Source organism: Pseudomonas sp. KH_017 (assembly GCF_057840285.1).
On sequence record NZ_CM174509.1, the window covers coordinates 3,626,287 to 3,646,859 of the forward strand.

Below are 20,573 nucleotides of genomic sequence, written 5' to 3' on the forward strand. Positions count from 1 at the left end.
GGTCCATAACTATAAGGACTGAACCCATGCCACGTGCCCGACGTTGCCTGTTGCGCCCTGCTCTCGCCGCCCTGTCCCTGGGCCTGCTGCTGAGCACCGCGCAGGCCGACACTGCGCTGTTCTCCGCCGATGGCTATCGCATCGGCCTGTACCGCAGCCCGACGCCCGACCAGCTGCAAGGCGCAACCATCGTCGACACCCCCGCCCTGCAAACCCTGCTCGGCCAAACCCCGCGCCCGGTGCTGATCGACGTCTACCGCCGTCAGTGGCTGCAAGGGCAATTCATCGAAGACCAGCCCCATGAAAACCTGCCCGGCAGCCATTGGCTGGCCAATACCGGGGACGGCGACCTGACGCCGCAATGGCAGGACTATTTCGCCGCCAACCTGAAAAAGCTGACCGCCGGCGACCCGACGCAACCGCTGGTCTTCTATTGCCGCTCCGACTGCTGGTTGAGCTGGAATGCGGTCAAGCGCGCAGCCACCATGGGCTATAAGACTCTGTATTGGTATCGCGATGGCCTGGACGCCTGGCAAGCGGCCAATCTGCCGGTTTCGCCAGCCCGGCCCGAACCCTTTCCCTGAGCTTTACGCGTGCGTGTTGTTGCCACACCATAATCAAAATAATGAGGTGAAAGGCCATGTACAAAATTCTGATTGCCGACGATCACCCACTGTTTCGCGAAGCCATCCACAACGTCATCAGCGACGGTTTTGCCGGCAGCGAAGTGATGGAAACCGCCGACCTGGACAGCGCCCTGGCCCTGACCCAGGAACACGACGACCTGGACCTGATCCTGCTCGACCTGAACATGCCCGGCATGCACGGGCTCAATGGCCTGATCAACCTGCGTAACGAAGCGCCGACCATTCCGGTGGTGATTGTCTCCGCCGAGCAAGACAAACAGATCGTGCTGCAAGCCATCACCTACGGCGCGGTGGGTTTCATCACCAAGTCGTCACCCCGCACCCAGATGACCGATGCGATCCAGCAGATTCTCAATGGCAACGTCTACCTGCCGCCGGACATCATCCGCACCGCCAAAAGCAGCACCCACCGGCGGATGAACGACACCCCGAGTTTCCCGCCCGAACTGCTCCAGGCCCTGACCCGCAAGCAGCTGCAGGTGCTGGAGCGCATGACCAAGGGCGAATCGAACAAGCAGATCGCCTACACCCTGGAAATCGCCGAGACCACGGTCAAGGCCCACGTGTCGGCGATCCTGCGCAAGCTCAACGTGCACAACCGGGTGCAGGCGATCCTGAGTGCCGGGGATATTGATTTCGGGTCTTATCTGCGGCGTTGAGTCAGTAAGACCGCGGCGCGCCCTTCGCGAGCATGCCCGCTCCCACAAAGACAGCGATGTACCTGTGGGAGCGGGCTTGCTCGCGAAGAGGCCCGTGAGCGCACCAGAAAACTCAAGGCCTGCCGAGTAGATGACTCATCGCCGTCTTCAGCTTCATCGGCCGCACCGGCTTGTGCATCAGGGTGTGGCCCAGTTCGCGGATCTGCTGCTTGAGTTCATTGCTGTAGTTGGCCGTGATCATCATCGCAGGAATCGGTGACACGCGCCGGGCATTGATCCGGGCTACGGCATCGACACCGTTGCGATCATTGTCCAGATGGTAATCGGCGATCAGCAGGTCGGCCTCGGCATAGTAGTTGTCCACTTGCCGCGCCAGGTCCTCCTCCGACAGCGCCGTCACCACCCGACACCCCCACCCCTCGAGCAAGGTGCGCATGCCGGCACAGATGGTCGCGTCATTGTCCAGCACCCATATCCGCGCACCCCGCAGGCGCTCGAGCATCGGCTCGCTCATCTGCAACGCCGGCGGCGGTGTCGGCGCGGTGGCGCTCAAGGGTACTTCGACCGAGAACATCGAGCCCCGGCCCGGCCACGAGCGCACATGGATCGGATGCCCGAGGATGCCGGCAATTTTCTCGACGATCGCCAGGCCCAGACCCAAACCGCGATCCTGATCGGGCCGCTGCACATCACCGCGCTTGAACTCCTGGAAAATCTCCTCCAGGCGATGCTCGGCAATGCCCATGCCGCTGTCCCAGACTTCGATGGTCAGGCACTGATGATGCCGCCGGCAACCGAGCACCACGCGACCACTGTAGGTATAACGAATCGCATTGCTCAGCAGGTTGCGCAGAATCCGCGCGAGCAACTGGATGTCGCTGCGCACCAGCGCCGAACAGCCGATGAAGTGCAATTGCAGGCCTTCACTGCGCGCCACCTGGGTGTATTCGGCGGCCAGGTTGTCCAGCAGTTCACTGAGGGCGAACGGCGCAATGTCGGCCTTGATCACCCCCGCATCGAGCTTGGAAATATCCACCAGGGTACCGAGCAGGTTCTCCACGTCTTCCAGGGAATTGCTCACGTTGCGCACCAGAATCTCGCTGGACATCGGCTCGCGCCGCTCCAGCAAGGCACTGGTAAACAGTCGTGCGGCATTCAGAGGTTGCAGCAGGTCGTGGCTGACGGCGGCGAGGAACTTGGTTTTCGACAGGTTGGCCTGCTCGGCTTCCTGCTTGGCCTCGCGCAAGCGTGACTCGACCAGGCGACGCTCATCGATCTCGCGCAGCAGTTGGTCGTTGAGGGTGGTCAATTCCGCCGTGCGCTCGCGTACCCGCAGCTCCAGGTTCTGATACGCCTGATGCAGCGCCTCGGCGGTGCGGCGGCGCTCGGTGATGTCGCGGATCAGCACGAAAATCCCCACCACCTCGCCACTGGCCAGACGGTTGGGCACATAGGAGCGCAGCATGTAGCGCTCCTGGTTGTTGACGTTGGTTTCGGCGAACTCGAAGGTCACGCTCTCGCCGGCCAGCGCCCTGGCCACGTAGGACTCCAGCCGCTGGTAATGCTGTTCGCTGTGCACTTCGCGCAGGCTCTGGCCGAGCATCACGCCGCGGGGCCAGCAGTACCACTCTTCGTAGACCTTGTTGGTGAACTCGTAGACCAGATCGGCATTGAGGTAGGCAATCAATGCCGGTACGTGATCGGTGATCAGGCGAATCCAGTGTTCGCTTTCACTCAGCGCCTCGGCGTGCTGGTAGCGTTCGGTGATGTCGGTGAAGGTGTTGACGAAACCGCCGGTGGGCAACGGATGAGTGCGGATTTCCAGGACCCGGCCATCGTACAGCCGCTGCTCGCATTCGCGGACCGGTCGCCCGTTGCCATCGCGGCTGGCCGGGGTCAGCAGGTTCAACTCGCTGTCGGCGATCACTTCGGCAAACGGGCGATGGGCCGCCACCGGCGCCAGGCCGCTCAGCTCCAGGAAACGCCGGTTCCACAATTCCAGGATGCCCTCGGCGCTGACCATCGCCACCCCTTGGGACAGGTTGTCGACCGCCCGCTGCAACAGATGCGACTTCTGCGCCACCGCCTGCTCACGGCGCATGGTTTCGCTGAGTTTGACGTCGGTAATGTCGGTGAACAGAATCACCCGCCCCCCTTCCTGGGTCGGCCGCTCGCTGACCTGCAGCCAGCGCCCGTTCTGCAGGCGGTAAAGCAGGTTTTCGTCGGCATGCCCGCGTGGCTCTTCGGTGAACAGGCCATTGTTCATCATCAGCCGCTTGACCTCGGTCAGGCGCATGCCGGCGTTGATCCGCACCCGGCTGTTGCGCCAGAACGCCTTGAAGCGACTGTTGAACAGCACGATGCGCTGCTCGGCGTCGAACAGGACGAAGGCGTCGGAAATGCTTTCGATGGCATCGATCAGGTGTTGATGCGCCGTTTCCGCGCGCAGGCGGGCTTCGCTGAGCAAATGATTGCCGGCCTTGAGTTCGGCCATGGCCTGGTTCAGGGCATCGGTGCGTTCGCGCACTTGCTCGGCCAGCACCACTGAATGCTGGAATGCCGCGTACGGATCGTTGCCGCGGGTTCCCCCGGACTCGACCCGTTCGATCAGCGCGCCATTGATGCGCTGCAGTTTATGGTTTTCCAGGCGCAGTCCGGCCAGTTCGGCCTGCAGCTCAGCGATGTCCTGGGGCACGGCCACGGGCAATGGCAACGCCGGTGAAGGTCTGGTTGATGTGCATGCCATTGAACTGTTCTCCATAGGTGTTGAAACCCATCACCCGTTGCTCACGCAAAAACGCGCCGATCTGATCTAGACTGCCGTCGTCTTCGAGTTCCAGACGCCGCAGGAAACAGTCGCAACCGATGGTCAGCAGCAAATCGCCCAGGCGCTCCTGCAGCCCTTCGAACAGGCTCTGCAGGTTCGGCAGCATCGGCCCCGGGGTCATGGCGGTGAGGACGATGCCGTTTTCCACGGCGCAGTAGAAACTCAGGCTCAGGTCCGGATGCACCTGCTGGATGGCCCGCACGTAGTACTGCTGGTTGATCCGCACCGCCAACGGGTGCGCGGCGAAGACCCGGTGATCGAGCTGCGCCACCGGCACGCCGATGTGCCGGGCGTACTCCTCGGCAGCCGGTTCGGCATTGAGTTCGAAGACCCGGCGCAAGGTGCTGTCGGCCCCGGTGACCACCAGCTTCTCGGCGCGCGGCAGCACGTGGTGGGTGGTGAACACTTCGAAATCCAGCCAGGTATTGACCAGTACCACCACGGCCGCGCCGCTGTGGAACTCGCCATCGAAGTACACATGGGTATGGGTCAGATAGTTGTCATCGCCGGCCGAACCGCCGAAATGCGGAATGTCGCCCAGTGCCGCGCTCAAGGCCGCCAGGACCATTTCTTCGCGGCTGGACAGGCCATCGAGCAGGGTCAGGGCAAAGCTGTTGCCCTTGATCGGCGCCAGGGTGTTGCTGCGACAGCCACTGACCAGGCGCTCGACCATTTGCTGGGCGTCGATCAGGCTGAAGTGTTCCATCTGGTCGATCAGCTCGATCGCAATGGAAAAGTGCCGATGATCGAAACCCACCGCTGTCACGCAATTGCGCCCGTAGCCCAGCGGGGTGATTTCCCCGGCGCTGGTGCAGCCCGCCAGGCGAATGCCGCCGAAACTTTGCTGCAAGGCCTGGCCCAGCGCCTGCAAGTCGTACTCGGCGGAACAGAAGAACAGCACGAACCCGAGGTGCGGGTGCAACAACTGGCGTGCCAGTTCCTGCGCGACCTGCCGGGCATCGGTGGCCTGGGACATTGCACTGACGACGCCTTCGCTCTGCTGCATCCTTACCTCCCGCAGGTGCGTGTGTATGAGGCACGAGTGTACGAAGTCTGTGGGGGGCGACGAATGCTACTTGGGTAGCGGGTAGCCGCTTCGATGGGATGAGACGGTTGGCGACCCTCGCCGCGATGCGCACGGCCAGGGCCACCTCCCGGGGTTACCAGGTCAGCACCGCGCCCACGGCAAAGGTGTCGGTGTCTTCGTTTTGCTCGTCGGTGTCGTGGCCGTTGATTTCGAACTGGTTGTACTCGGCCACCAGCTTGAGGTTGTCGTTCACGTCATGGAACAACGCGATGCCGCGGGTCTCGTAGTCCGCGCCGCTGCCGACCACACCGTTGCCATCGTCATTGGTCTTGCCGTAGGACAAGGCCAGGCGGTTCTTGCCCAGTTTGTAGGAGCCCTGCATCAGGTAGCCGTCGCTGTCGACGTTGCGCAGGGTCGGCTCGCCGGCATTGTTGGTGAAAAACGGGTTGATGCCCTTGGCCTGGAAGCCGGACCCGGTGAGGGACAAGCCGCCCATCTTCGCCTGCACGCCATAACCGACACCTTTGGAGGTGACGGTCTCGACCGTGGAATCGGTGTTGTCCGAGGTCTGGTAGCTGCCGTTGACCCAGCTGTAGATCTTGGCCCCGGCCAGGTCGAACTGATAGGTGACTTCGCTCTCGGTACGCGGGTTTTCCTGATAGGCCTTGCCCGTCGGGCTACTGTCGTTGGTGTCCACCGGGTCCATGATGCCGACCGCCACGCGCAGACCGTCCATCACCGGGGTGCGATAGGTGATCTGCGAGGTCGGGAACGGGTACGGATAACCGGTGCCGATGTTGCCGAATGACACCCCGCCACCATCCACCAGCCCCAACGTATCGCTGACCTGGCCGTAACCGGCGAGCATTTCGTCGAGCAGGATGTTGGAACGGGCGAACAGCCCGAAGTCCTTGCCGATCAGCACTTCGCCCCATTCCGGGTTGGCCACGGTGCCGAAGAACTGCCGCACATCGATGGCGGTGGCGGTGCCGTTGGTTTGGCTGTCGTTAATGGTGACCCAGAACGAGGCGCGGGCACCGAGCTTGAGATCGTCTACCTGCTTGCCCATGTTGAATCCCAGGTAGTTGGGCAAGAAGCCCATCTTGACCCGCGACTGTCGACGGTCGAACTGCTCGCCGGCGCGGTCGACATCGCTGTTCACGTAGAAGGCGTTGATGTAGCCGTCGGTGGAGAACGTGGTCTGGTCCTTGTCGTACAGCATGATATCCGCCTCGGCCACCTGGCTCAGGCCAAAGGCAGACAGGCTGGCGATCAAGGCCGGCAGAAAACGATGCGTGACGTTCTTATTGTTGTGCATGGCGCGCTCCGAAACGGGGGGGACTAAGTGTCGGAGGCGATTATCGAAACCTGACCGGCGGCGCCATACGCTGCCTTGGGGGTGGTTTTCAGGTGCTTTGGATGAGCCGGCGGTGCGTGACCACTATGGCGTAAGACCGCTGGTCGGCGAGGCTCGCCACTTAGGGTGTAGGCCTGTGGACCCGAGTGGCGTCCACAGGAACCGGTACCGGCTAGGCGTTGGCCCTGAACAGCATGTAGGCGGCGACCACGACGCAGATGCTGGCGAACCCGACCTGCAACGCCCGCGCCGGCACCCGGGCACAGAGCTTGCGGCCGATGATCATGCCGACGATGCTGGAGACGATGAAGGCTATGCCCGAATCGTCGATGCGCACCCCGGCATGGAAGGCGCCGATCACGCCGATGGCCGAAATCAGGCAGATCACCATCAGCGACGTGGCGATGATCCCGCGCATCTGCACATCAGTCAGTTGCTTGAAGGCCGGGACAATCAGAAAACCGCCGCCCACCCCCAGCAATCCCGAGACCACGCCGGTTACTGCGCCGAGCGCGGCGAGGGTCGCGGTGCATTTGGCGGTCCAGGAAAAGCGCCCGGTCTGTTGATTGAGCATGCAGTTCTTCTGGCCCCAGTTGGCCTGACCGTGATCGCTGGGGCCCTCGTCCTTGCGCTCGCGGCGCAACATTCGCCCGGCCACCACGACCATCAGCAGGCTGAACAGGATCATCAGGATCTTTTCCGGCAACTGATGGGCAAAGTAGATGCCCATCGGCGAAAACACCGCGCCCAACGCCGCGATCAGCAGCGCCGCGCGATAACGCACCAGGCCATGGCGCAAGCCGTCGATGGCGCCGACCGCTGCCGCACTGCCCACCGCAAACAACGCCACCGGAGCGGCCTGGGTCATGCTCCAGCCCAACCCCAACACCAGGGCCGGGACTGCAAGAATACCGCCGCCAGCGCCGGTCAAGCCGAGCACCAACCCCATCACTACGCCAAACAGACTTGCCAGCAACATAGGAAGTTCTCAGTCCACCCTGGACATACGTGTCAGCCACTCACGGCCCTTGAGCATGCCGTTCCAGTAGAACCACGGTAGCAGTGTCGCCTTCAGCCACCACGCCGAGCGGCGCGGAGTCGTCGGGTCAAGGGGAAAGGTCGGCAGCAACTTGCCCGCGTACCCGAACTCGGCAAGGATCACCTTGCCCTTCTCCACTGTCAGCGGACAGGAGCCATAGCCGTCGTACTTCAGCGGTAGCGGTTGTTGCTTGCGCAAGGCCAGCAGGTTTTCGGCGACCACCACGATCTGCTTGCGCACCGCCGCGGCGGTTTTTGCATTAGTGGTGCCGCAGATATCACCCAGCGCGAAGACGCCGGGATAACGCGGATGCTGCAAGCTGTGGGGATCGACCTCGCACCAGCCAGCGCTGTCGGCCAGCGGGCTGCGTGCGACGAAATCCGGGGCCACCTGAGGCGGAACGACATGCAGCAGGTCAAAGGTCTTGGCCTGGCGGGTGACATTGCCATCGGCATCCCTGACGTCGAACCACGCGGTTTTCGCCGGGCCGTCGACCTTGACCAGGTTGGAGTTGAAGGCCAACCGGGCTTTGTACTTCTCGATGTACTTCATCAGCGGCGGGACAAAGGTCGCCACACCGAACAGCGCCGCGCCCGCCAGATTGAACTCGACGTCGATGTTGTTCAGCACACCGGTCTTGCGCCAGTGATCGCAGGACAGGTACAGCGCCTTTTGTGGCGCGCCGGCACATTTGATCGGCATGGACGGCTGGGTGAACAGCACCTTGCCGCCACGCAATTTCTGCACCTGGTCCCAGGTGTAGGTCGCGTGACGATAACTGTAATTGGAGGTCACGCCGTGCTGGCCGAGGGTGTCCTCCAGGCCTTCGATTTTCTCCCAGGCCAGGCGCAGGCCGGGGCAGACCACCAGGTTTTGATAGCTGACCGTGCGCCCGTCACCGAGGGTGAGTTGGCGCTTGTCGGGATCGATGCCCGTCACGGCAGCCTGCAGCCAATGGGCCCCGCGCGGCATCACCGACGCCATCGGCCGCACGGTGTTTTCCACGTTATAGGCACCGCCGCCGACCAGCGTCCAGGCCGGTTGATAGTAGTGCCGGGAGTCGGGTTCGATCACGGTGATGTTCAGATGCGGGCTACGCTTGAGCAGGCTGGCGACAAGGCCGATGCCCGCGGTGCCGCCGCCGATGACCACGATATCTGCACTGATGGATGGGCCCCAGTGTTGATCGTTCATTGCTTGTTCCTTTTGCTGCACGCAAGGATTTTTCTAGTCAATACACAAAACCAATGTGGGAGCGGGCTTGCTCGCGAAAGCATTGTGTCAGTAGACATAAACGTTGGCTGACACACCGCCTTCGCGAGCAAGCCCGCTCCCACAGGGTTATGTTGAGTTGGCTGGCATCAGGGCTGAACCCAGCTTTTAAACACCGCCCCGCAATAAAGCCCGGAGAGGGTTTTCATCACCTGGATCACTTCGTGACTGGCGAGACCGTAAAAAATGTACTTGCCTTCACGACGGGTGGCGACCAGTCCTTCATCGCGCAGGATCCCCAATTGCTGGGACAGGGTCGGTTGGCGCACGCCGGTCATTTTTTCCAGCTCGCCTACGTTGCGTTCGCCCTGGGTCAGCTGGCACAGGATCAACAGGCGATCCTCATTGGCCAGGGCCTTGAGCAGCGCACACGCCTTGGAGGCCGAGGCGCGCAGTTGGGCGACTTCACATTCGGTCAGACTGGATTGCATTTGCAGGATGCCTTCAACGTCACTTAAGCTGCGAACATTATGTCTTTACATAAAGTGTTGCAACCCATGGCTGACTTTTCGTCGTCCGACTTTTCTACCCCAGCACAGGTTCGTGTCCATGCCCGCACTGATTGAAGCTTTCCTCGACCCCGCCTCCTCGACCTACAGCTACGTGGTCTACGAGGCTGATGGCGGGCAGTGTGCGATTGTCGATCCGGTGCTCGACTACGACGGGGCCGCCGGGCGTACCGCGACCACCCAGGCCGACAAAATCATCGCCTTCGTCCGCGCCCGTCACTTGCAAGTGCAATGGTTGTTGGAAACCCACGCCCATGCCGATCACCTGTCCGCCGCGCCGTATCTGCGCGGGGAGTTGGGCGGCAAGATCGCCATTGGCGAGTCGATCAGCAAGGTCCAGGACGTGTTCAAGGCACTGTTCAATCTGGAGCCATCCTTTCGCATCGACGGTTCCCAGTTCGACCACCTCTTCGCCCCCAACGAATCGTTCATGATCGGCAACCTCAAGGCGACCGCCCTGCACGTGCCTGGCCATACCCCGGCGGACATGGCCTACCTGATCGGCAACGATGTGATCCTGGTCGGCGATACACTGTTCATGCCGGACGTGGGCACCGCGCGCTGCGACTTTCCCGGCGGCAATGCCAATCAGATGTACGCCTCGATCCACAAGCTGCTGGCCTTCCCCGCCGACGTGCGACTCTACATCTGCCACGATTATCCGCCCGAGGGCCGCGCGCCCCAATGCATGACCACGGTGGGCGAACAGCGCAAAAGCAACATCCACGTGCGCGACGGCATCGACGAAGCCGCCTTCGTCGACATGCGCACCCGGCGTGATGCCGGGCTGGGCATGCCGACGCTGCTATTGCCGGCGATTCAGGTCAATGTGCGGGCGGGAGAACTGCCGCCGGCAGAGGACAATGGCGTGACTTACCTGAAGATTCCGCTTAACAAATTTTAAGATCGACGTTTAATTCCCCAGGGTCAGCCCATTCGCCGGCAACGGCAGCGCAGTCTTGTACCGCACCTGCTTGAGCGCAAAGCTCGACCGGATGTTCGCCACCCCCGGCACCTTGGTCAGAAAGTCCATCATGAAGCGCTCCAGCGACTGGATGGTCGGCACCAGCACCCGGATCAGATAGTCCGGGTCGCCGGCCATCAGGTAGCACTCCATCACTTCGGGGCGATCGGAAATCGCCTCTTCGAAATGCTGCAACGCCTCCTCCACCTGCTTCTCCAGGCTGACGTGAATGAACACGTTCACATGCAGCCCCAGCAGGTCGGCGTCCAGCAGCGTCACTTGCTCGCGAATCACCCCCAGTTCTTCCATGGCCTTGACCCGGTTGAAACACGGCGTCGGCGACAGGTTCACCGAACGCGCCAGGTCGGCGTTGGTGATGCGCGCGTTCTCCTGAAGGCTGTTGAGAATGCCGATATCGGTACGGTCCAGTTTGCGCATGAGACAAAACCACCTGTTTTTTATGTTTATGCAGGTTTTTTATCTGCAAATGATCTTCAGCGCAACGAAACAGAGAGAAATATTCTTCTTGGCCGGGCCTATGATTGTTGTAGGACAAGATTTCTTCTACCGAACGAAATCTGTCAGCTCACTACAAGAAATTCACAAGATCGAGCGTAGAAGCCATGACCCAAGCGTATGAACCGCTGCGCCTGCACGTCCCCGAACCCTCGGGCCGTCCCGGCTGTAAAACCGACTTCTCCTACCTGCATCTGACCGATGCCGGCACGGTGCGCAAACCCCAAATCGACGTTGAACCGGCTGACACGGCTGACCTGGCCCGTGGCCTGATTCGCGTGCTCGACGACCAGGGCAATGCCCTCGGTCCCTGGGCCGAAGGCGTCTCTAGCGAGATCCTGCGCAAGGGCATGCGTGCCATGCTCAAGACCCGCATCTACGACAACCGCATGGTGGTCGCCCAGCGTCAGAAAAAGATGTCGTTCTACATGCAGAGCCTCGGCGAAGAAGCCATCGGCAGCGCCCAGGCCCTGGCCCTGAACATCGACGACATGTGTTTCCCGACCTACCGCCAGCAAAGCATCCTGATGGCCCGCGACGTGCCGCTGGTCGGCCTGATCTGCCAGCTGCTGTCCAACGAGCGCGATCCGCTCAAGGGGCGTCAGTTGCCAATCATGTACTCGGTCAAGGAGTCCGGTTTCTTCACCATCTCCGGCAACCTCGCCACCCAGTTCATTCAAGGTGTGGGCTGGGGCATGGCCTCGGCGATCAAGGGTGACACCAAAATCGCTTCGGCGTGGATCGGCGACGGCGCCACCGCCGAGTCGGACTTCCACACCGCCCTGACCTTCGCCCACGTGTACCGCGCGCCGGTGATCCTCAACGTGGTCAACAACCAGTGGGCGATCTCCACCTTCCAGGCGATTGCCGGTGGTGAAGCCACCACCTTCGCCGGTCGCGGCGTCGGTTGCGGCATCGCCTCCCTGCGGGTCGATGGCAACGATTTCTACGCGGTCTACGCCGCCTCTGCCTGGGCCGCCGAACGCGCCCGCCGCGGCCTCGGCCCGACCATGATCGAATGGGTCACCTACCGCGCCGGCCCGCACTCGACCTCCGATGATCCGTCGAAATACCGTCCCGCCGATGACTGGAGCCACTTCCCGCTGGGTGATCCGATTGCGCGCCTCAAGCAGCACCTGATCAAGACCGGTCATTGGTCCGAAGAGGAACACGCCGCCGTCAGCGCCGAACTGGAAGCCGAAGTGATCGCCGCACAGAAAGAAGCCGAACAGTACGGCACCCTCGCCGGCGGACAGATTCCGAGCGCCGCGACCATGTTCGAAGACGTCTACAAAGAGATGCCGGAGCACTTGAAGCGCCAGCGCCAAGAGTTGGGGATCTGACATGAACGATCACAACATCAATATCGAGCTGGAAACCGCCATGACCACGACCACCATGACCATGATCCAGGCCCTGCGCTCGGCCATGGATGTGATGCTTGAGCGTGATGACAACGTCGTGGTCTTCGGCCAGGACGTGGGCTACTTCGGCGGCGTGTTCCGCTGCACCGAAGGCCTGCAGAACAAGTACGGCACCTCCCGGGTATTCGACGCGCCGATCTCCGAAAGCGGCATCGTCGGTGTCGCCGTGGGCATGGGCGCCTACGGTCTGCGTCCGGTAGCCGAGATCCAGTTCGCCGACTATGTGTACCCGGCCTCCGACCAGATCATTTCCGAAGCCGCCCGCCTGCGTTATCGCTCGGCCGGCGAGTTCACCGCGCCGATGACCCTGCGCATGCCATGTGGCGGCGGCATCTACGGCGGCCAGACCCACAGCCAGAGCATCGAGGCGATGTTCACCCAGGTCTGCGGTTTGCGCACGGTGATGCCGTCCAACCCGTACGACGCCAAGGGCCTGTTGATTGCCTCCATCGAAAACGATGACCCGGTGATCTTCCTCGAGCCGAAACGCCTGTACAACGGCCCGTTCGACGGCCACCACGACCGCCCGGTAACCCCGTGGTCGAAGCACCCCGCCGCGCAAGTACCGGACGGTTACTACACCGTGCCGCTGGACGTCGCTGCGATCACCCGTCCGGGTAAGGACGTCACCGTGCTGACCTACGGCACCACCGTGTACGTGTCGCAAGTCGCTGCTGAAGAAAGCGGCGTCGACGCCGAAGTCATCGACCTGCGCAGCCTGTGGCCGCTGGACCTGGAAACCATCGTCAAATCGGTGAAAAAGACCGGCCGTTGCGTGGTGGTGCACGAAGCCACCCGTACCTGCGGTTTCGGCGCCGAACTGGTGTCGCTGGTGCAAGAGCATTGCTTCCACCACCTGGAAGCGCCGATCGAACGCGTCACCGGTTGGGACACCCCCTACCCACACGCGCAAGAGTGGGCGTATTTCCCAGGCCCGTCCCGAGTGGGCGCGGCGTTGAAACGGGTCATGGAGGTCTGAATGGGCACGCACGTCATTAAAATGCCGGACATTGGTGAAGGCATTGCAGAAGTTGAATTGTCGGTATGGCACGTCAAGGTCGGCGACATGGTCGTCGAAGATCAGGTGCTGGCCGATGTCATGACCGACAAGGCGATGGTCGATATCCCGTCGCCAGTGCATGGCAAGGTCATCGCCCTTGGCGGCCAGCCGGGCGAAGTCATGGCGGTTGGCAGTGTGCTGATCAGCATTGAAGTCGAAGGCGCGGGCAACGTTAAGGAATCGGCGCAACCGGTTCCCGTCAAAGAAGCCCCGGTGGCCGCACCCAAAGTTGAAGCCGTGGTTGAAAGCAAACCGGTCGCTGCCCCAGCGCCGAAAGCTGCCGTTTGCCAGGGTCCGATGGTGGCTCGCGCAGCCGATGAACGCCCACTGGCCTCCCCGGCCGTGCGCAAGCATGCGCTGGACCTCGGCATTCAATTGCGCCTGGTGCGTGGCACCGGCCCCGCCGGTCGCGTGCTGCATGAAGACCTCGACGCCTATCTGGCCCAGGGTCAGTCGAATGCATCGACGGTCAGCAGCGCTTACACCCAGCGCACTGACGAGCAGCAGATCCCGGTGATCGGCATGCGCCGCAAGATTGCCCAGCGCATGCAGGACGCCACCCAGCGCGCCGCCCACTTCAGTTATGTCGAAGAAATCGACGTCACCGCCGTGGAAGAGCTGCGCGCGCATCTCAACGAAAAACACGGCGCGACCCGCGGCAAGCTGACTTTGCTGCCATTCCTGGTCCGCGCCATGGTCGTCGCCCTGCGCGACTTCCCGCAGATGAACGCCCGCTACGACGACGAAGCCCAGGTCATCACCCGCCTCGGCGCGGTGCATGTGGGCGTCGCGACCCAGAGCGACGTAGGCCTGATGGTGCCGGTGGTGCGTCACGCCGAAGCCCGTAGCCTGTGGGACAGCGCAGCGGAAATCGCTCGCCTGGCCACTGCCGCGCGCAACGGCAAGGCCAGCCGCGACGAGTTGTCCGGTTCGACCATCACCCTGACCAGCCTTGGCGCCTTGGGCGGCATCGTCAGCACGCCGGTGCTGAACCTGCCGGAGGTGGCGATTGTCGGCGTGAACAAGATCGTCGAACGGCCAATGGTGATCAAAGGCCAGATCGTGATCCGCAAGATGATGAACCTCTCCAGCTCCTTCGATCACCGCGTGGTCGACGGCATGGATGCGGCGCTATTCATCCAGGCCATTCGCGCTCTGCTCGAACAACCCGCCACGCTCTTTGTTGATTAAGCATTTGTGGAGAAAGACATGCAGACTTTGAACACCACTCTGCTGATCATCGGTGGCGGTCCCGGCGGTTATGTGACGGCGATCCGTGCCGGTCAGTTGGGCATCCCGACCATTCTGGTGGAAGGCCAATCCCTGGGCGGCACCTGCCTGAACATCGGCTGCATTCCGTCCAAGGCACTGATTCACGTCGCCGAGCAGTTTCACCAGACGCAGCACCACCATCAGCTTTCGGCCCTGGGCATCAGCGTTTCGGCGCCTTCCCTCGATATCACCAAGAGCGTCGAGTGGAAGGACGGCATCGTCGATCGCCTGACCACCGGCGTCGCGGCGCTGCTGAAAAAGAACAAGGTCCAGGTCATTCAAGGCTGGGCCAAGGTGGTTGACGGTAAAACCATCGATGTCGGCGACACGCGCATTCTGTGCGAGCACCTGGTGCTGGCCACCGGTTCGAAAAGCGTAAACCTGCCGATATTGCCGATTGGCGGGCCGATCATCTCGTCCACCGAAGCCCTGGCGCCGACATCCGTGCCCAAGCGCTTGATCGTGGTCGGCGGTGGTTACATCGGTCTGGAGCTGGGCATTGCCTATCGCAAGCTCGGCGCCGAGGTCAGCGTGGTGGAAGCGCAGGAACGCATCCTGCCGGCCTACGACGCCGAACTGACCCAGCCGGTGCACGACGAACTGAGAAAACTCGGCGTGAAGCTTTACTTGAAACATAGCGTGCAAGGCTTTGATTCAAAAGAAAATACACTGCAAGTACTGGCCCCGAACGGCGCGACCTTGAACCTGGAAACCGATCAGGTGCTGGTGGCCGTCGGTCGCAAGCCGAACACCCAGGGCTGGAACCTCGAAGCGCTGAACCTGGACATGAACGGTTCGTCGATCAAGATCGACCACCGCTGCCAGACCAGCATGCGCAACGTGTATGCCATCGGTGACCTGAGCGGCGAACCCATGCTCGCCCACCGGGCCATGGCCCAGGGCGAGATGGTCGCCGAGCTGATCAGCGGTAAATCCCGCGAGTTCAACCCGACCGCCATCGCCGCCGTGTGCTTCACCGACCCGGAACTGGTGGTGGTCGGCAAGACCCCGGACGAGGCCAACGCCGCAGGTCTGGACTGCATCGTGTCGAGCTTCCCGTTCGCCGCCAATGGCCGGGCGATGACCCTGGAGTCGAAAAGCGGCTTCGTGCGAGTGGTCGCCCGTCGCGACAATCATGTGATTGTCGGCTGGCAGGCGGTGGGCGTTGGGGTGTCGGAGTTGTCCACGGCGTTCGCGCAAAGCCTGGAAATGGGCGCGCGGCTGGAAGACATCGGTGGCACCATCCATGCCCACCCGACGCTGGGTGAGGCGGTGCAGGAAGCGGCGTTGCGGGCGTTGGGGCATGCGTTGCATATGTGATTCAGGGCGATTGATGGCGGCTGTGATGGCCCCATCGCGAGCAAGCTCGCTCCCACAGGGGATTTGTGGTGTTTGCAGGATCTAATGGCAAACAGAGATCGAATGTGGGAGCGGGCTTGCTCGCGAATTCTCAAGGTCAATGCGAATTATCTGCCGATCAGCCGATAGTCTGGGCTGCGATTTAGCCCAAGAATGAAGTATTGTTGTCCCCATCCAAAAAACGTCAGAAGCCTTGAACCGTTTCGGCGGTTGTTCAGTGATAGAGGGTGTCATGGGTAACGAAAGCATCAATTGGGACAAGCTGGGTTTTGACTACATCAAGACCGACAAGCGCTATCTGTCGTACTTTCGCAATGGCGAGTGGGACAAAGGCACCCTGACCGAAGATAACGTGCTGCACATCAGCGAAGGCTCCACTGCCCTTCACTATGGCCAGCAATGCTTCGAAGGCATGAAGGCCTATCGTTGCAAGGACGGCTCGATCAACCTGTTCCGCCCGGACCAGAACGCCCTGCGCATGCAGCGCAGCTGTGCGCGCCTGCTGATGCCGCAGGTGGAAACCGAGCAGTTCATCGAAGCCTGCAAGGCAGTGGTCCGCGCCAACGAGCGTTTCATTCCGCCGTACGGCACCGGCGGCGCGCTGTACCTGCGTCCGTTCGTGATCGGCGTGGGTGACAACATCGGCGTGCGTACCGCCCCCGAGTTCATCTTCTCGATCTTCTGCATCCCGGTTGGCGCCTACTTCAAGGGCGGCCTGACCCCGCACAACTTCCTGATCTCCAGCTACGACCGCGCCGCGCCACAAGGCACCGGTGCCGCCAAGGTCGGTGGCAACTACGCCGCCAGCCTGATGCCGGGCTCCCAGGCCAAGAAAGCGCATTTCGCCGACTGCATCTACCTGGACCCACTGACCCACACCAAGATCGAGGAAGTCGGTTCGGCCAACTTCTTCGGGATCACCCACGACAACAAGTTCGTGACCCCGAACTCGCCATCGGTACTGCCGGGCATCACCCGTCTGTCGCTGATCGAGCTGGCCAGGTCCCGCCTGGGTCTGGACGTGGTCGAAGGCGACGTGTTCATCGACAAGCTCTCCGACTTCAAGGAAGCCGGTGCTTGCGGTACCGCTGCGGTGATCACGCCGATTGGCGGCATCAACTACAACGACCACCTGCACGTGTTCCACAGCGAAACCGAAGTCGGCCCGATCACCCAGAAGCTCTACAAAGAGCTGACCGGCGTGCAAACCGGCGACATCGAAGCGCCAGCGGGCTGGATCGTCAAGGTTTGACCTGACGCCAGACGCACAAAAGCCCCCCATCGGGTGACCGATGGGGGGCTTTTTGTTTGCATTGTACTGACAAACCCACCACTCCCCCCTGTGGGAGCGAGCTTGCTCGCGATGACGGCATTGCATTCAATACAGAAGCACCCGGAATACACCTATCGTCAGTCAGCGAATGTTCCCGAACTCCACCGAACCTGCCGTCATTTGCGACACTTTGACATTACCCTCAACCACCAACGGCAATTCGATTCCAAACCGCCTTCCAAACTCCTTGCGCCCCAACGCCGTCAACGCCAACGCCCGACTGTCCAGATCCTGGGTCACCCACTTGCGCCTGAGCGCCGTTTGCAGCAACGCCGCCCCCAGCGACCCGCCCAGATGGGGCCGGCGCATGCTCCAGTCCAGGCACGGGCAGGCAAAACGGCGACGCAATGTGCTCAAGTCCTGTACCTCGATCCCGAGCCCTTGAAACATTGCCGAACCACTGTCGCTCAAGCGATAGGCCTGTTCGTCGGTTTCTTCAAGCCAGCCCGCTTCAAGCATCCGGTCATGCAACAGCACCGCCAGGGTTCCCGCCATGTGGTCGTAGCAGGTGCGGGCAAATTGCAGGCGATCCGGGGTCCGCGCCTGGAACCTCGGCGCGGTGTTCTGGCCGATCACCATCAGTGCCTCCAGGGCCTGGGCCACGCGCTTGTCCGCCAGGCTGTAATAGCGGTGACGCCCCTGGACGTGCAGTCGCACCAGCGCCAGCTCCTTGAGTTTGGCCAGGTGGGCACTGGCGGTCGACGCGCTGACTTCGGCCACCGCCGCCAGTTCGGTGCTGGTGCGGGCGTGGCCGTCCATCAGCGAACAGAGGATTTTCGTCCGCGCCGGCTCAGCGATGGCTGCTGCCACCTGCGAGACGCCGATGTCGTGTTGTTCCGCGCTCATATTTCGCTCCCGGACGAATCAATGCCCTTTCGGACTGGAGATAGTAGCAACACTTTCCAACAACAAAAGGCTGTGACCCATGGACCCGATCATCGCTGCGACCCATGCCGATCCCTATCCCTACTACGCACAACTGCGTGCCAACGGTGGGCTGACTTTTCATCCGGGGCTGAACCTGTGGGTGGCCAGCAGCGCCCGGGCGGTGGCCGCCGTGCTGGGGCATCCCGATTGCCACGTGCGCCCCGCGCAGGAGCCAGTCCCCAAGGCGATCGCCCACGGCATGGCCGGCCAGGTGTTCGGCCAATTGATGCGCATGAATGAAGGTGAACGCCAGCGTTGCCCACGGTCGGCGATTGCGCCGGGGCTGGAGTTGATCGATGCGCGGGAAGTCGAAGCCCTGGTCAGCGCCCGATTGATTACCGCGGATGCCACTGGCCTGTACAACGCCATGTTTCGTGGACCGGTGTGCGTGGTGGCGGCGTTGTTGGGGTTCACCCCGGCCCAGGGCCGCGCCATCAGCGAGTTGACGGCGGATTTCGTCGCCTGCCTGTCGCCCTTGAGTGACACGGCACAATTGACTACCGCCCACAGTGCAGCCGAACAGTTGAGCGGTTATTTCATCGAATTGCTCGACGATCCGCACAACCACAGCCCTTTGCTGGCAGGCATCCGCCAACGTTTCGCATCCGGCGCGCCGCAAACCCTGATCGCCAACCTGATCGGCCTGTTCTCCCAGACCTTCGAGGCCACTGCCGGGTTGATTGGCAACGCCGTGCTGGCTTTGATTCAACAGCCGTCGTTGCGCAGCGAATCAACCCCTGTCGAAGACCTGCTGGCCGAAGTGCAGCGCTTCGACCCGCCGGTACAGAACACCCGCCGCTTCGTCGCCACCCCTTGCGAGATTGACGGCGTGAGGCTGAGCCCCGCAGACGTGATCCTGGTGCTGCTGGCCTCGGCCAATCGCGACCCGCAGCTCAACGACAACCCCGATATCTTCCTGCTCGACCGCCCGAACCGGCGCAGCTTTACCTTTGGTGCGGGGCGCCATCAATGTCCGGGGCAACGCCTGGCGTTATGCATTGCTGGCGCTACCGTCCGGCAAATTCTGGCGATGAAGCCGGCACAGGATCGCCTGACCTGGCATTACCGCCCATCCACGAATGGACGGATTCCGCTGTTCCGAGACTGACCGAAAACCGCTCAAGCCGTGCGGTATTCGACGGTCAGGTGAGACAGTTCATGGACCGGCGCCAGGCGTTCGCGAATGGTGTCGGCACTGACATTGGCCGCGGCCACAACGCTGACAATCGCGGCCCGCGCCTGGGGGCCGACCTGCCAGACATGCAGATCGCTGATACGCACATCGTCCGATGACTCCAGCAGTTCACGGATTTCATCGGCAACGTGCTCATCCGTGACATCGAGCAACACCGCAGCGCTGTCACGCATCAATCCAACGGCCCATTTCGCGATCACGATGGCGCCCACGATGCCCATCACCGGGTCCAGCCACACCCACCCCAGATAGCTCCCGGCCAGTAATGCGGCAATCGCCAGCACCGAGGTCAAGGCGTCGGCCAGCACATGGACATAAGCCGAGCGCAGGTTGTTGTCGTGATGGTGATGATGGCCGTGGTCATGGCTGTGTCCGTGATCGTGGCCATGATGACCATGGCCGCCCGCCAGCAAAAAGGCACTGGCGATGTTCACCGCCAGCCCCACCACCGCAATCACCGTCGCTTCGGTGAATGCCACAGTCGTCGGCTGAAACAGGCGATAGACGGATTCACCGGCAATGCCGATCGCCACCAGCCCCAGCACCATGGCCGAGGCAAAACCCGCGAGATCCCCGACCTTGCCGGTGCCGAAGCTGTAGCGCGCGTTGTTGGCATTGCGCCGTGCGAATCCATAGGCCGCTGCCGCGATGCCCAAGGCCCCGGCATGGGTGGCCATGTGAAAACCATCGGCCAGCAGCGCCATGGAACCGGTGATGTAACCGGCGGCAATTTCGCCAATCATCATCACAAACGTCAGCGCCACCACCCATAAGGTGCGTCGAGCGTTTTCATCATGGGATGCGCCGAGAAACACATGATCGTGGGCAAAACGCGACGCCTGGGGTGTCTGTTTCATGGAATTCAGGCCTCTATTTGGCGTAACGGCGGATGGCCAGCAACAAGTCTTCCACGCCCTGGGCGCGCTCTTCATCGCTCAGGTCCGGATGGGCCACGTGCTCGCGGGCATGGGCGTCGATGAACTGCTCCAGCAGACCATTGACCGCACCCCGGATGGCGGCGACCAGGTGCAGGGTCTTGGCGCAATCGGCATCGGACTCAAGCGCACGCTCCACGGCCTCCACCTGCCCGGCAATCCGTCTGACCCGCTTGATCAAGTCATCCTTGTGTTCGTGAATGTGCGACATACCTATACCCCCTTCCCCTATATAGCGCGCATGTTCGCCG

General features: G+C 62.1%; 19 protein-coding genes. 9 read left to right on the forward strand and 10 right to left on the reverse strand.

Features of this window, described 5'->3' with window-relative positions; translation table 11 throughout:
* Nucleotides 1–26: 26 nt before the first annotated feature.
* On the forward strand, nucleotides 27–584 hold the full coding sequence (locus tag AC3IT6_RS16485) for a PQQ-dependent catabolism-associated CXXCW motif protein (protein ID WP_489351176.1): 558 nt from the start codon (nucleotides 27–29) through the stop codon (nucleotides 582–584).
* A 56-nt stretch (nucleotides 585–640) separates the two neighbouring features.
* Nucleotides 641–1,306 (forward strand): response regulator transcription factor, encoded by a 666-nt coding sequence (locus AC3IT6_RS16490; RefSeq protein WP_108215949.1) that lies wholly within the window; start codon nucleotides 641–643, stop codon nucleotides 1,304–1,306.
* A 112-nt stretch (nucleotides 1,307–1,418) separates the two neighbouring features.
* Here the strand turns inward: AC3IT6_RS16490 and nahK are convergent, their stop codons facing one another.
* The 6 genes from nahK to AC3IT6_RS16520 all read right to left on the reverse strand — a co-directional run bounded on the left by nahK (nucleotide 1,419) and on the right by AC3IT6_RS16520 (nucleotide 9,259).
* Nucleotides 1,419–4,052, reverse strand: coding sequence for a hybrid sensor histidine kinase/response regulator NahK/ErcS' (gene nahK / locus AC3IT6_RS16495; protein ID WP_489351178.1), 2,634 nt, complete (start codon nucleotides 4,050–4,052; stop codon nucleotides 1,419–1,421).
* Nucleotides 3,982–5,139, reverse strand: a complete 1,158-nt coding sequence (nosP, locus tag AC3IT6_RS16500) for a nitric oxide-sensing protein NosP (protein WP_223447112.1) — start codon at nucleotides 5,137–5,139, stop codon at nucleotides 3,982–3,984. The genes nahK and nosP overlap by 71 nt, the downstream gene beginning before the upstream one ends.
* 154 nt (nucleotides 5,140–5,293) lie before the next feature.
* Nucleotides 5,294–6,478: a porin gene (locus AC3IT6_RS16505; RefSeq protein ID WP_489351181.1), complete on the reverse strand. Its 1,185-nt coding sequence runs from the start codon at nucleotides 6,476–6,478 to the stop codon at nucleotides 5,294–5,296.
* Between the two features lie 211 nt (nucleotides 6,479–6,689).
* A complete protein-coding gene (locus AC3IT6_RS16510; RefSeq protein ID WP_489351183.1) occupies nucleotides 6,690–7,496 on the reverse strand; it encodes a sulfite exporter TauE/SafE family protein in 807 nt (268 codons plus the stop codon).
* Nucleotides 7,497–7,505: 9 nt separating this feature from the next.
* On the reverse strand, nucleotides 7,506–8,750 hold the full coding sequence (locus AC3IT6_RS16515; RefSeq protein ID WP_489351185.1) for an NAD(P)/FAD-dependent oxidoreductase: 1,245 nt from the start codon (nucleotides 8,748–8,750) through the stop codon (nucleotides 7,506–7,508).
* A 167-nt stretch (nucleotides 8,751–8,917) separates the two neighbouring features.
* Complete coding sequence (locus AC3IT6_RS16520; RefSeq protein ID WP_056727818.1) at nucleotides 8,918–9,259, reverse strand: ArsR/SmtB family transcription factor; 342 nt, start codon at nucleotides 9,257–9,259, stop codon at nucleotides 8,918–8,920.
* A gap of 118 nt (nucleotides 9,260–9,377) precedes the next feature.
* On the opposite strand from AC3IT6_RS16520, the gene AC3IT6_RS16525 reads away from it, so the two are divergent.
* Entirely contained in the window at nucleotides 9,378–10,241 is an 864-nt protein-coding gene (locus tag AC3IT6_RS16525; RefSeq protein WP_489351188.1) for an MBL fold metallo-hydrolase, read from the forward strand.
* 9 nt (nucleotides 10,242–10,250) lie between these two features.
* Here the strand turns inward: AC3IT6_RS16525 and bkdR are convergent, their stop codons facing one another.
* Nucleotides 10,251–10,739 (reverse strand): Bkd operon transcriptional regulator BkdR, encoded by a 489-nt coding sequence (gene bkdR, locus AC3IT6_RS16530; protein ID WP_007976593.1) that lies wholly within the window; start codon nucleotides 10,737–10,739, stop codon nucleotides 10,251–10,253.
* 185 nt (nucleotides 10,740–10,924) lie between these two features.
* Here bkdR and AC3IT6_RS16535 point away from each other — a divergent pair, with 185 nt between their 5' ends.
* The 5 genes from AC3IT6_RS16535 to AC3IT6_RS16555 all read left to right on the forward strand — a co-directional run bounded on the left by AC3IT6_RS16535 (nucleotide 10,925) and on the right by AC3IT6_RS16555 (nucleotide 17,184).
* Entirely contained in the window at nucleotides 10,925–12,160 is a 1,236-nt protein-coding gene (locus AC3IT6_RS16535; RefSeq protein ID WP_056727828.1) for a 3-methyl-2-oxobutanoate dehydrogenase (2-methylpropanoyl-transferring) subunit alpha, read from the forward strand.
* Between the two features lies 1 nt (nucleotide 12,161).
* Nucleotides 12,162–13,220: an alpha-ketoacid dehydrogenase subunit beta gene (locus tag AC3IT6_RS16540; protein WP_150759433.1), complete on the forward strand. Its 1,059-nt coding sequence runs from the start codon at nucleotides 12,162–12,164 to the stop codon at nucleotides 13,218–13,220.
* The gene (locus tag AC3IT6_RS16545) at nucleotides 13,221–14,492 is read left to right on the forward strand and encodes a dihydrolipoamide acetyltransferase family protein (protein ID WP_489351191.1); all 1,272 of its coding nucleotides are present in this window, start codon (nucleotides 13,221–13,223) and stop codon (nucleotides 14,490–14,492) included. It abuts the gene before it with no gap.
* Nucleotides 14,493–14,510: 18 nt separating this feature from the next.
* On the forward strand, nucleotides 14,511–15,893 hold the full coding sequence (lpdA, locus tag AC3IT6_RS16550; protein WP_489351193.1) for a dihydrolipoyl dehydrogenase: 1,383 nt from the start codon (nucleotides 14,511–14,513) through the stop codon (nucleotides 15,891–15,893).
* A 271-nt stretch (nucleotides 15,894–16,164) separates the two neighbouring features.
* Nucleotides 16,165–17,184 carry a branched-chain amino acid aminotransferase gene (locus AC3IT6_RS16555; protein ID WP_489351195.1) on the forward strand — a complete coding sequence of 340 codons (1,020 nt, stop codon included), beginning with the start codon at nucleotides 16,165–16,167 and terminating at the stop codon, nucleotides 17,182–17,184.
* 162 nt (nucleotides 17,185–17,346) lie between these two features.
* On the opposite strand, the gene AC3IT6_RS16560 is transcribed toward AC3IT6_RS16555, so the two are convergent.
* A complete protein-coding gene (locus AC3IT6_RS16560; protein ID WP_489351197.1) occupies nucleotides 17,347–18,111 on the reverse strand; it encodes an ArsR/SmtB family transcription factor in 765 nt (254 codons plus the stop codon).
* A 79-nt stretch (nucleotides 18,112–18,190) separates the two neighbouring features.
* Between AC3IT6_RS16560 and AC3IT6_RS16565 the strand changes: the two genes are divergently transcribed.
* The gene (locus tag AC3IT6_RS16565; RefSeq protein ID WP_489351199.1) at nucleotides 18,191–19,300 is read left to right on the forward strand and encodes a cytochrome P450; all 1,110 of its coding nucleotides are present in this window, start codon (nucleotides 18,191–18,193) and stop codon (nucleotides 19,298–19,300) included.
* Between the two features lie 11 nt (nucleotides 19,301–19,311).
* Here AC3IT6_RS16565 and dmeF read toward each other — a convergent pair whose 3' ends face one another.
* Both dmeF and AC3IT6_RS16575 read right to left on the reverse strand, forming a co-directional pair.
* Nucleotides 19,312–20,244 (reverse strand): CDF family Co(II)/Ni(II) efflux transporter DmeF, encoded by a 933-nt coding sequence (gene dmeF / locus AC3IT6_RS16570; RefSeq protein WP_489351201.1) that lies wholly within the window; start codon nucleotides 20,242–20,244, stop codon nucleotides 19,312–19,314.
* A 13-nt stretch (nucleotides 20,245–20,257) separates the two neighbouring features.
* A complete protein-coding gene (locus tag AC3IT6_RS16575; protein WP_046037323.1) occupies nucleotides 20,258–20,533 on the reverse strand; it encodes a metal/formaldehyde-sensitive transcriptional repressor in 276 nt (91 codons plus the stop codon).
* Nucleotides 20,534–20,573 lie beyond the last annotated feature (40 nt).

What these genes read in the sequence shown, in the direction of transcription:
- lpdA (WP_489351193.1), top strand. Translation starts at nt 14,511, where the DNA reads ATGCAGACTTTGAACACCACTCTGCTGATCATCGGTGGCGGTCCCGGC.
- AC3IT6_RS16505 (WP_489351181.1), bottom strand. Translation starts at nt 6,478, where the DNA reads ATGCACAACAATAAGAACGTCACGCATCGTTTTCTGCCGGCCTTGATC.
- AC3IT6_RS16575 (WP_046037323.1), bottom strand. Translation starts at nt 20,533, where the DNA reads ATGTCGCACATTCACGAACACAAGGATGACTTGATCAAGCGGGTCAGA.
- nahK (WP_489351178.1), bottom strand. Translation starts at nt 4,052, where the DNA reads ATGGCATGCACATCAACCAGACCTTCACCGGCGTTGCCATTGCCCGTG.
- AC3IT6_RS16515 (WP_489351185.1), bottom strand. Translation starts at nt 8,750, where the DNA reads ATGAACGATCAACACTGGGGCCCATCCATCAGTGCAGATATCGTGGTC.
- AC3IT6_RS16490 (WP_108215949.1), top strand. Translation starts at nt 641, where the DNA reads ATGTACAAAATTCTGATTGCCGACGATCACCCACTGTTTCGCGAAGCC.
- AC3IT6_RS16535 (WP_056727828.1), top strand. Translation starts at nt 10,925, where the DNA reads ATGACCCAAGCGTATGAACCGCTGCGCCTGCACGTCCCCGAACCCTCG.
- bkdR (WP_007976593.1), bottom strand. Translation starts at nt 10,739, where the DNA reads ATGCGCAAACTGGACCGTACCGATATCGGCATTCTCAACAGCCTTCAG.
- AC3IT6_RS16510 (WP_489351183.1), bottom strand. Translation starts at nt 7,496, where the DNA reads ATGTTGCTGGCAAGTCTGTTTGGCGTAGTGATGGGGTTGGTGCTCGGC.
- AC3IT6_RS16540 (WP_150759433.1), top strand. Translation starts at nt 12,162, where the DNA reads ATGAACGATCACAACATCAATATCGAGCTGGAAACCGCCATGACCACG.
- AC3IT6_RS16565 (WP_489351199.1), top strand. Translation starts at nt 18,191, where the DNA reads ATGGACCCGATCATCGCTGCGACCCATGCCGATCCCTATCCCTACTAC.
- AC3IT6_RS16520 (WP_056727818.1), bottom strand. Translation starts at nt 9,259, where the DNA reads ATGCAATCCAGTCTGACCGAATGTGAAGTCGCCCAACTGCGCGCCTCG.
- AC3IT6_RS16525 (WP_489351188.1), top strand. Translation starts at nt 9,378, where the DNA reads ATGCCCGCACTGATTGAAGCTTTCCTCGACCCCGCCTCCTCGACCTAC.
- AC3IT6_RS16560 (WP_489351197.1), bottom strand. Translation starts at nt 18,111, where the DNA reads ATGAGCGCGGAACAACACGACATCGGCGTCTCGCAGGTGGCAGCAGCC.
- AC3IT6_RS16555 (WP_489351195.1), top strand. Translation starts at nt 16,165, where the DNA reads ATGGGTAACGAAAGCATCAATTGGGACAAGCTGGGTTTTGACTACATC.
- dmeF (WP_489351201.1), bottom strand. Translation starts at nt 20,244, where the DNA reads ATGAAACAGACACCCCAGGCGTCGCGTTTTGCCCACGATCATGTGTTT.
- AC3IT6_RS16545 (WP_489351191.1), top strand. Translation starts at nt 13,221, where the DNA reads ATGGGCACGCACGTCATTAAAATGCCGGACATTGGTGAAGGCATTGCA.
- AC3IT6_RS16485 (WP_489351176.1), top strand. Translation starts at nt 27, where the DNA reads ATGCCACGTGCCCGACGTTGCCTGTTGCGCCCTGCTCTCGCCGCCCTG.
- nosP (WP_223447112.1), bottom strand. Translation starts at nt 5,139, where the DNA reads ATGCAGCAGAGCGAAGGCGTCGTCAGTGCAATGTCCCAGGCCACCGAT.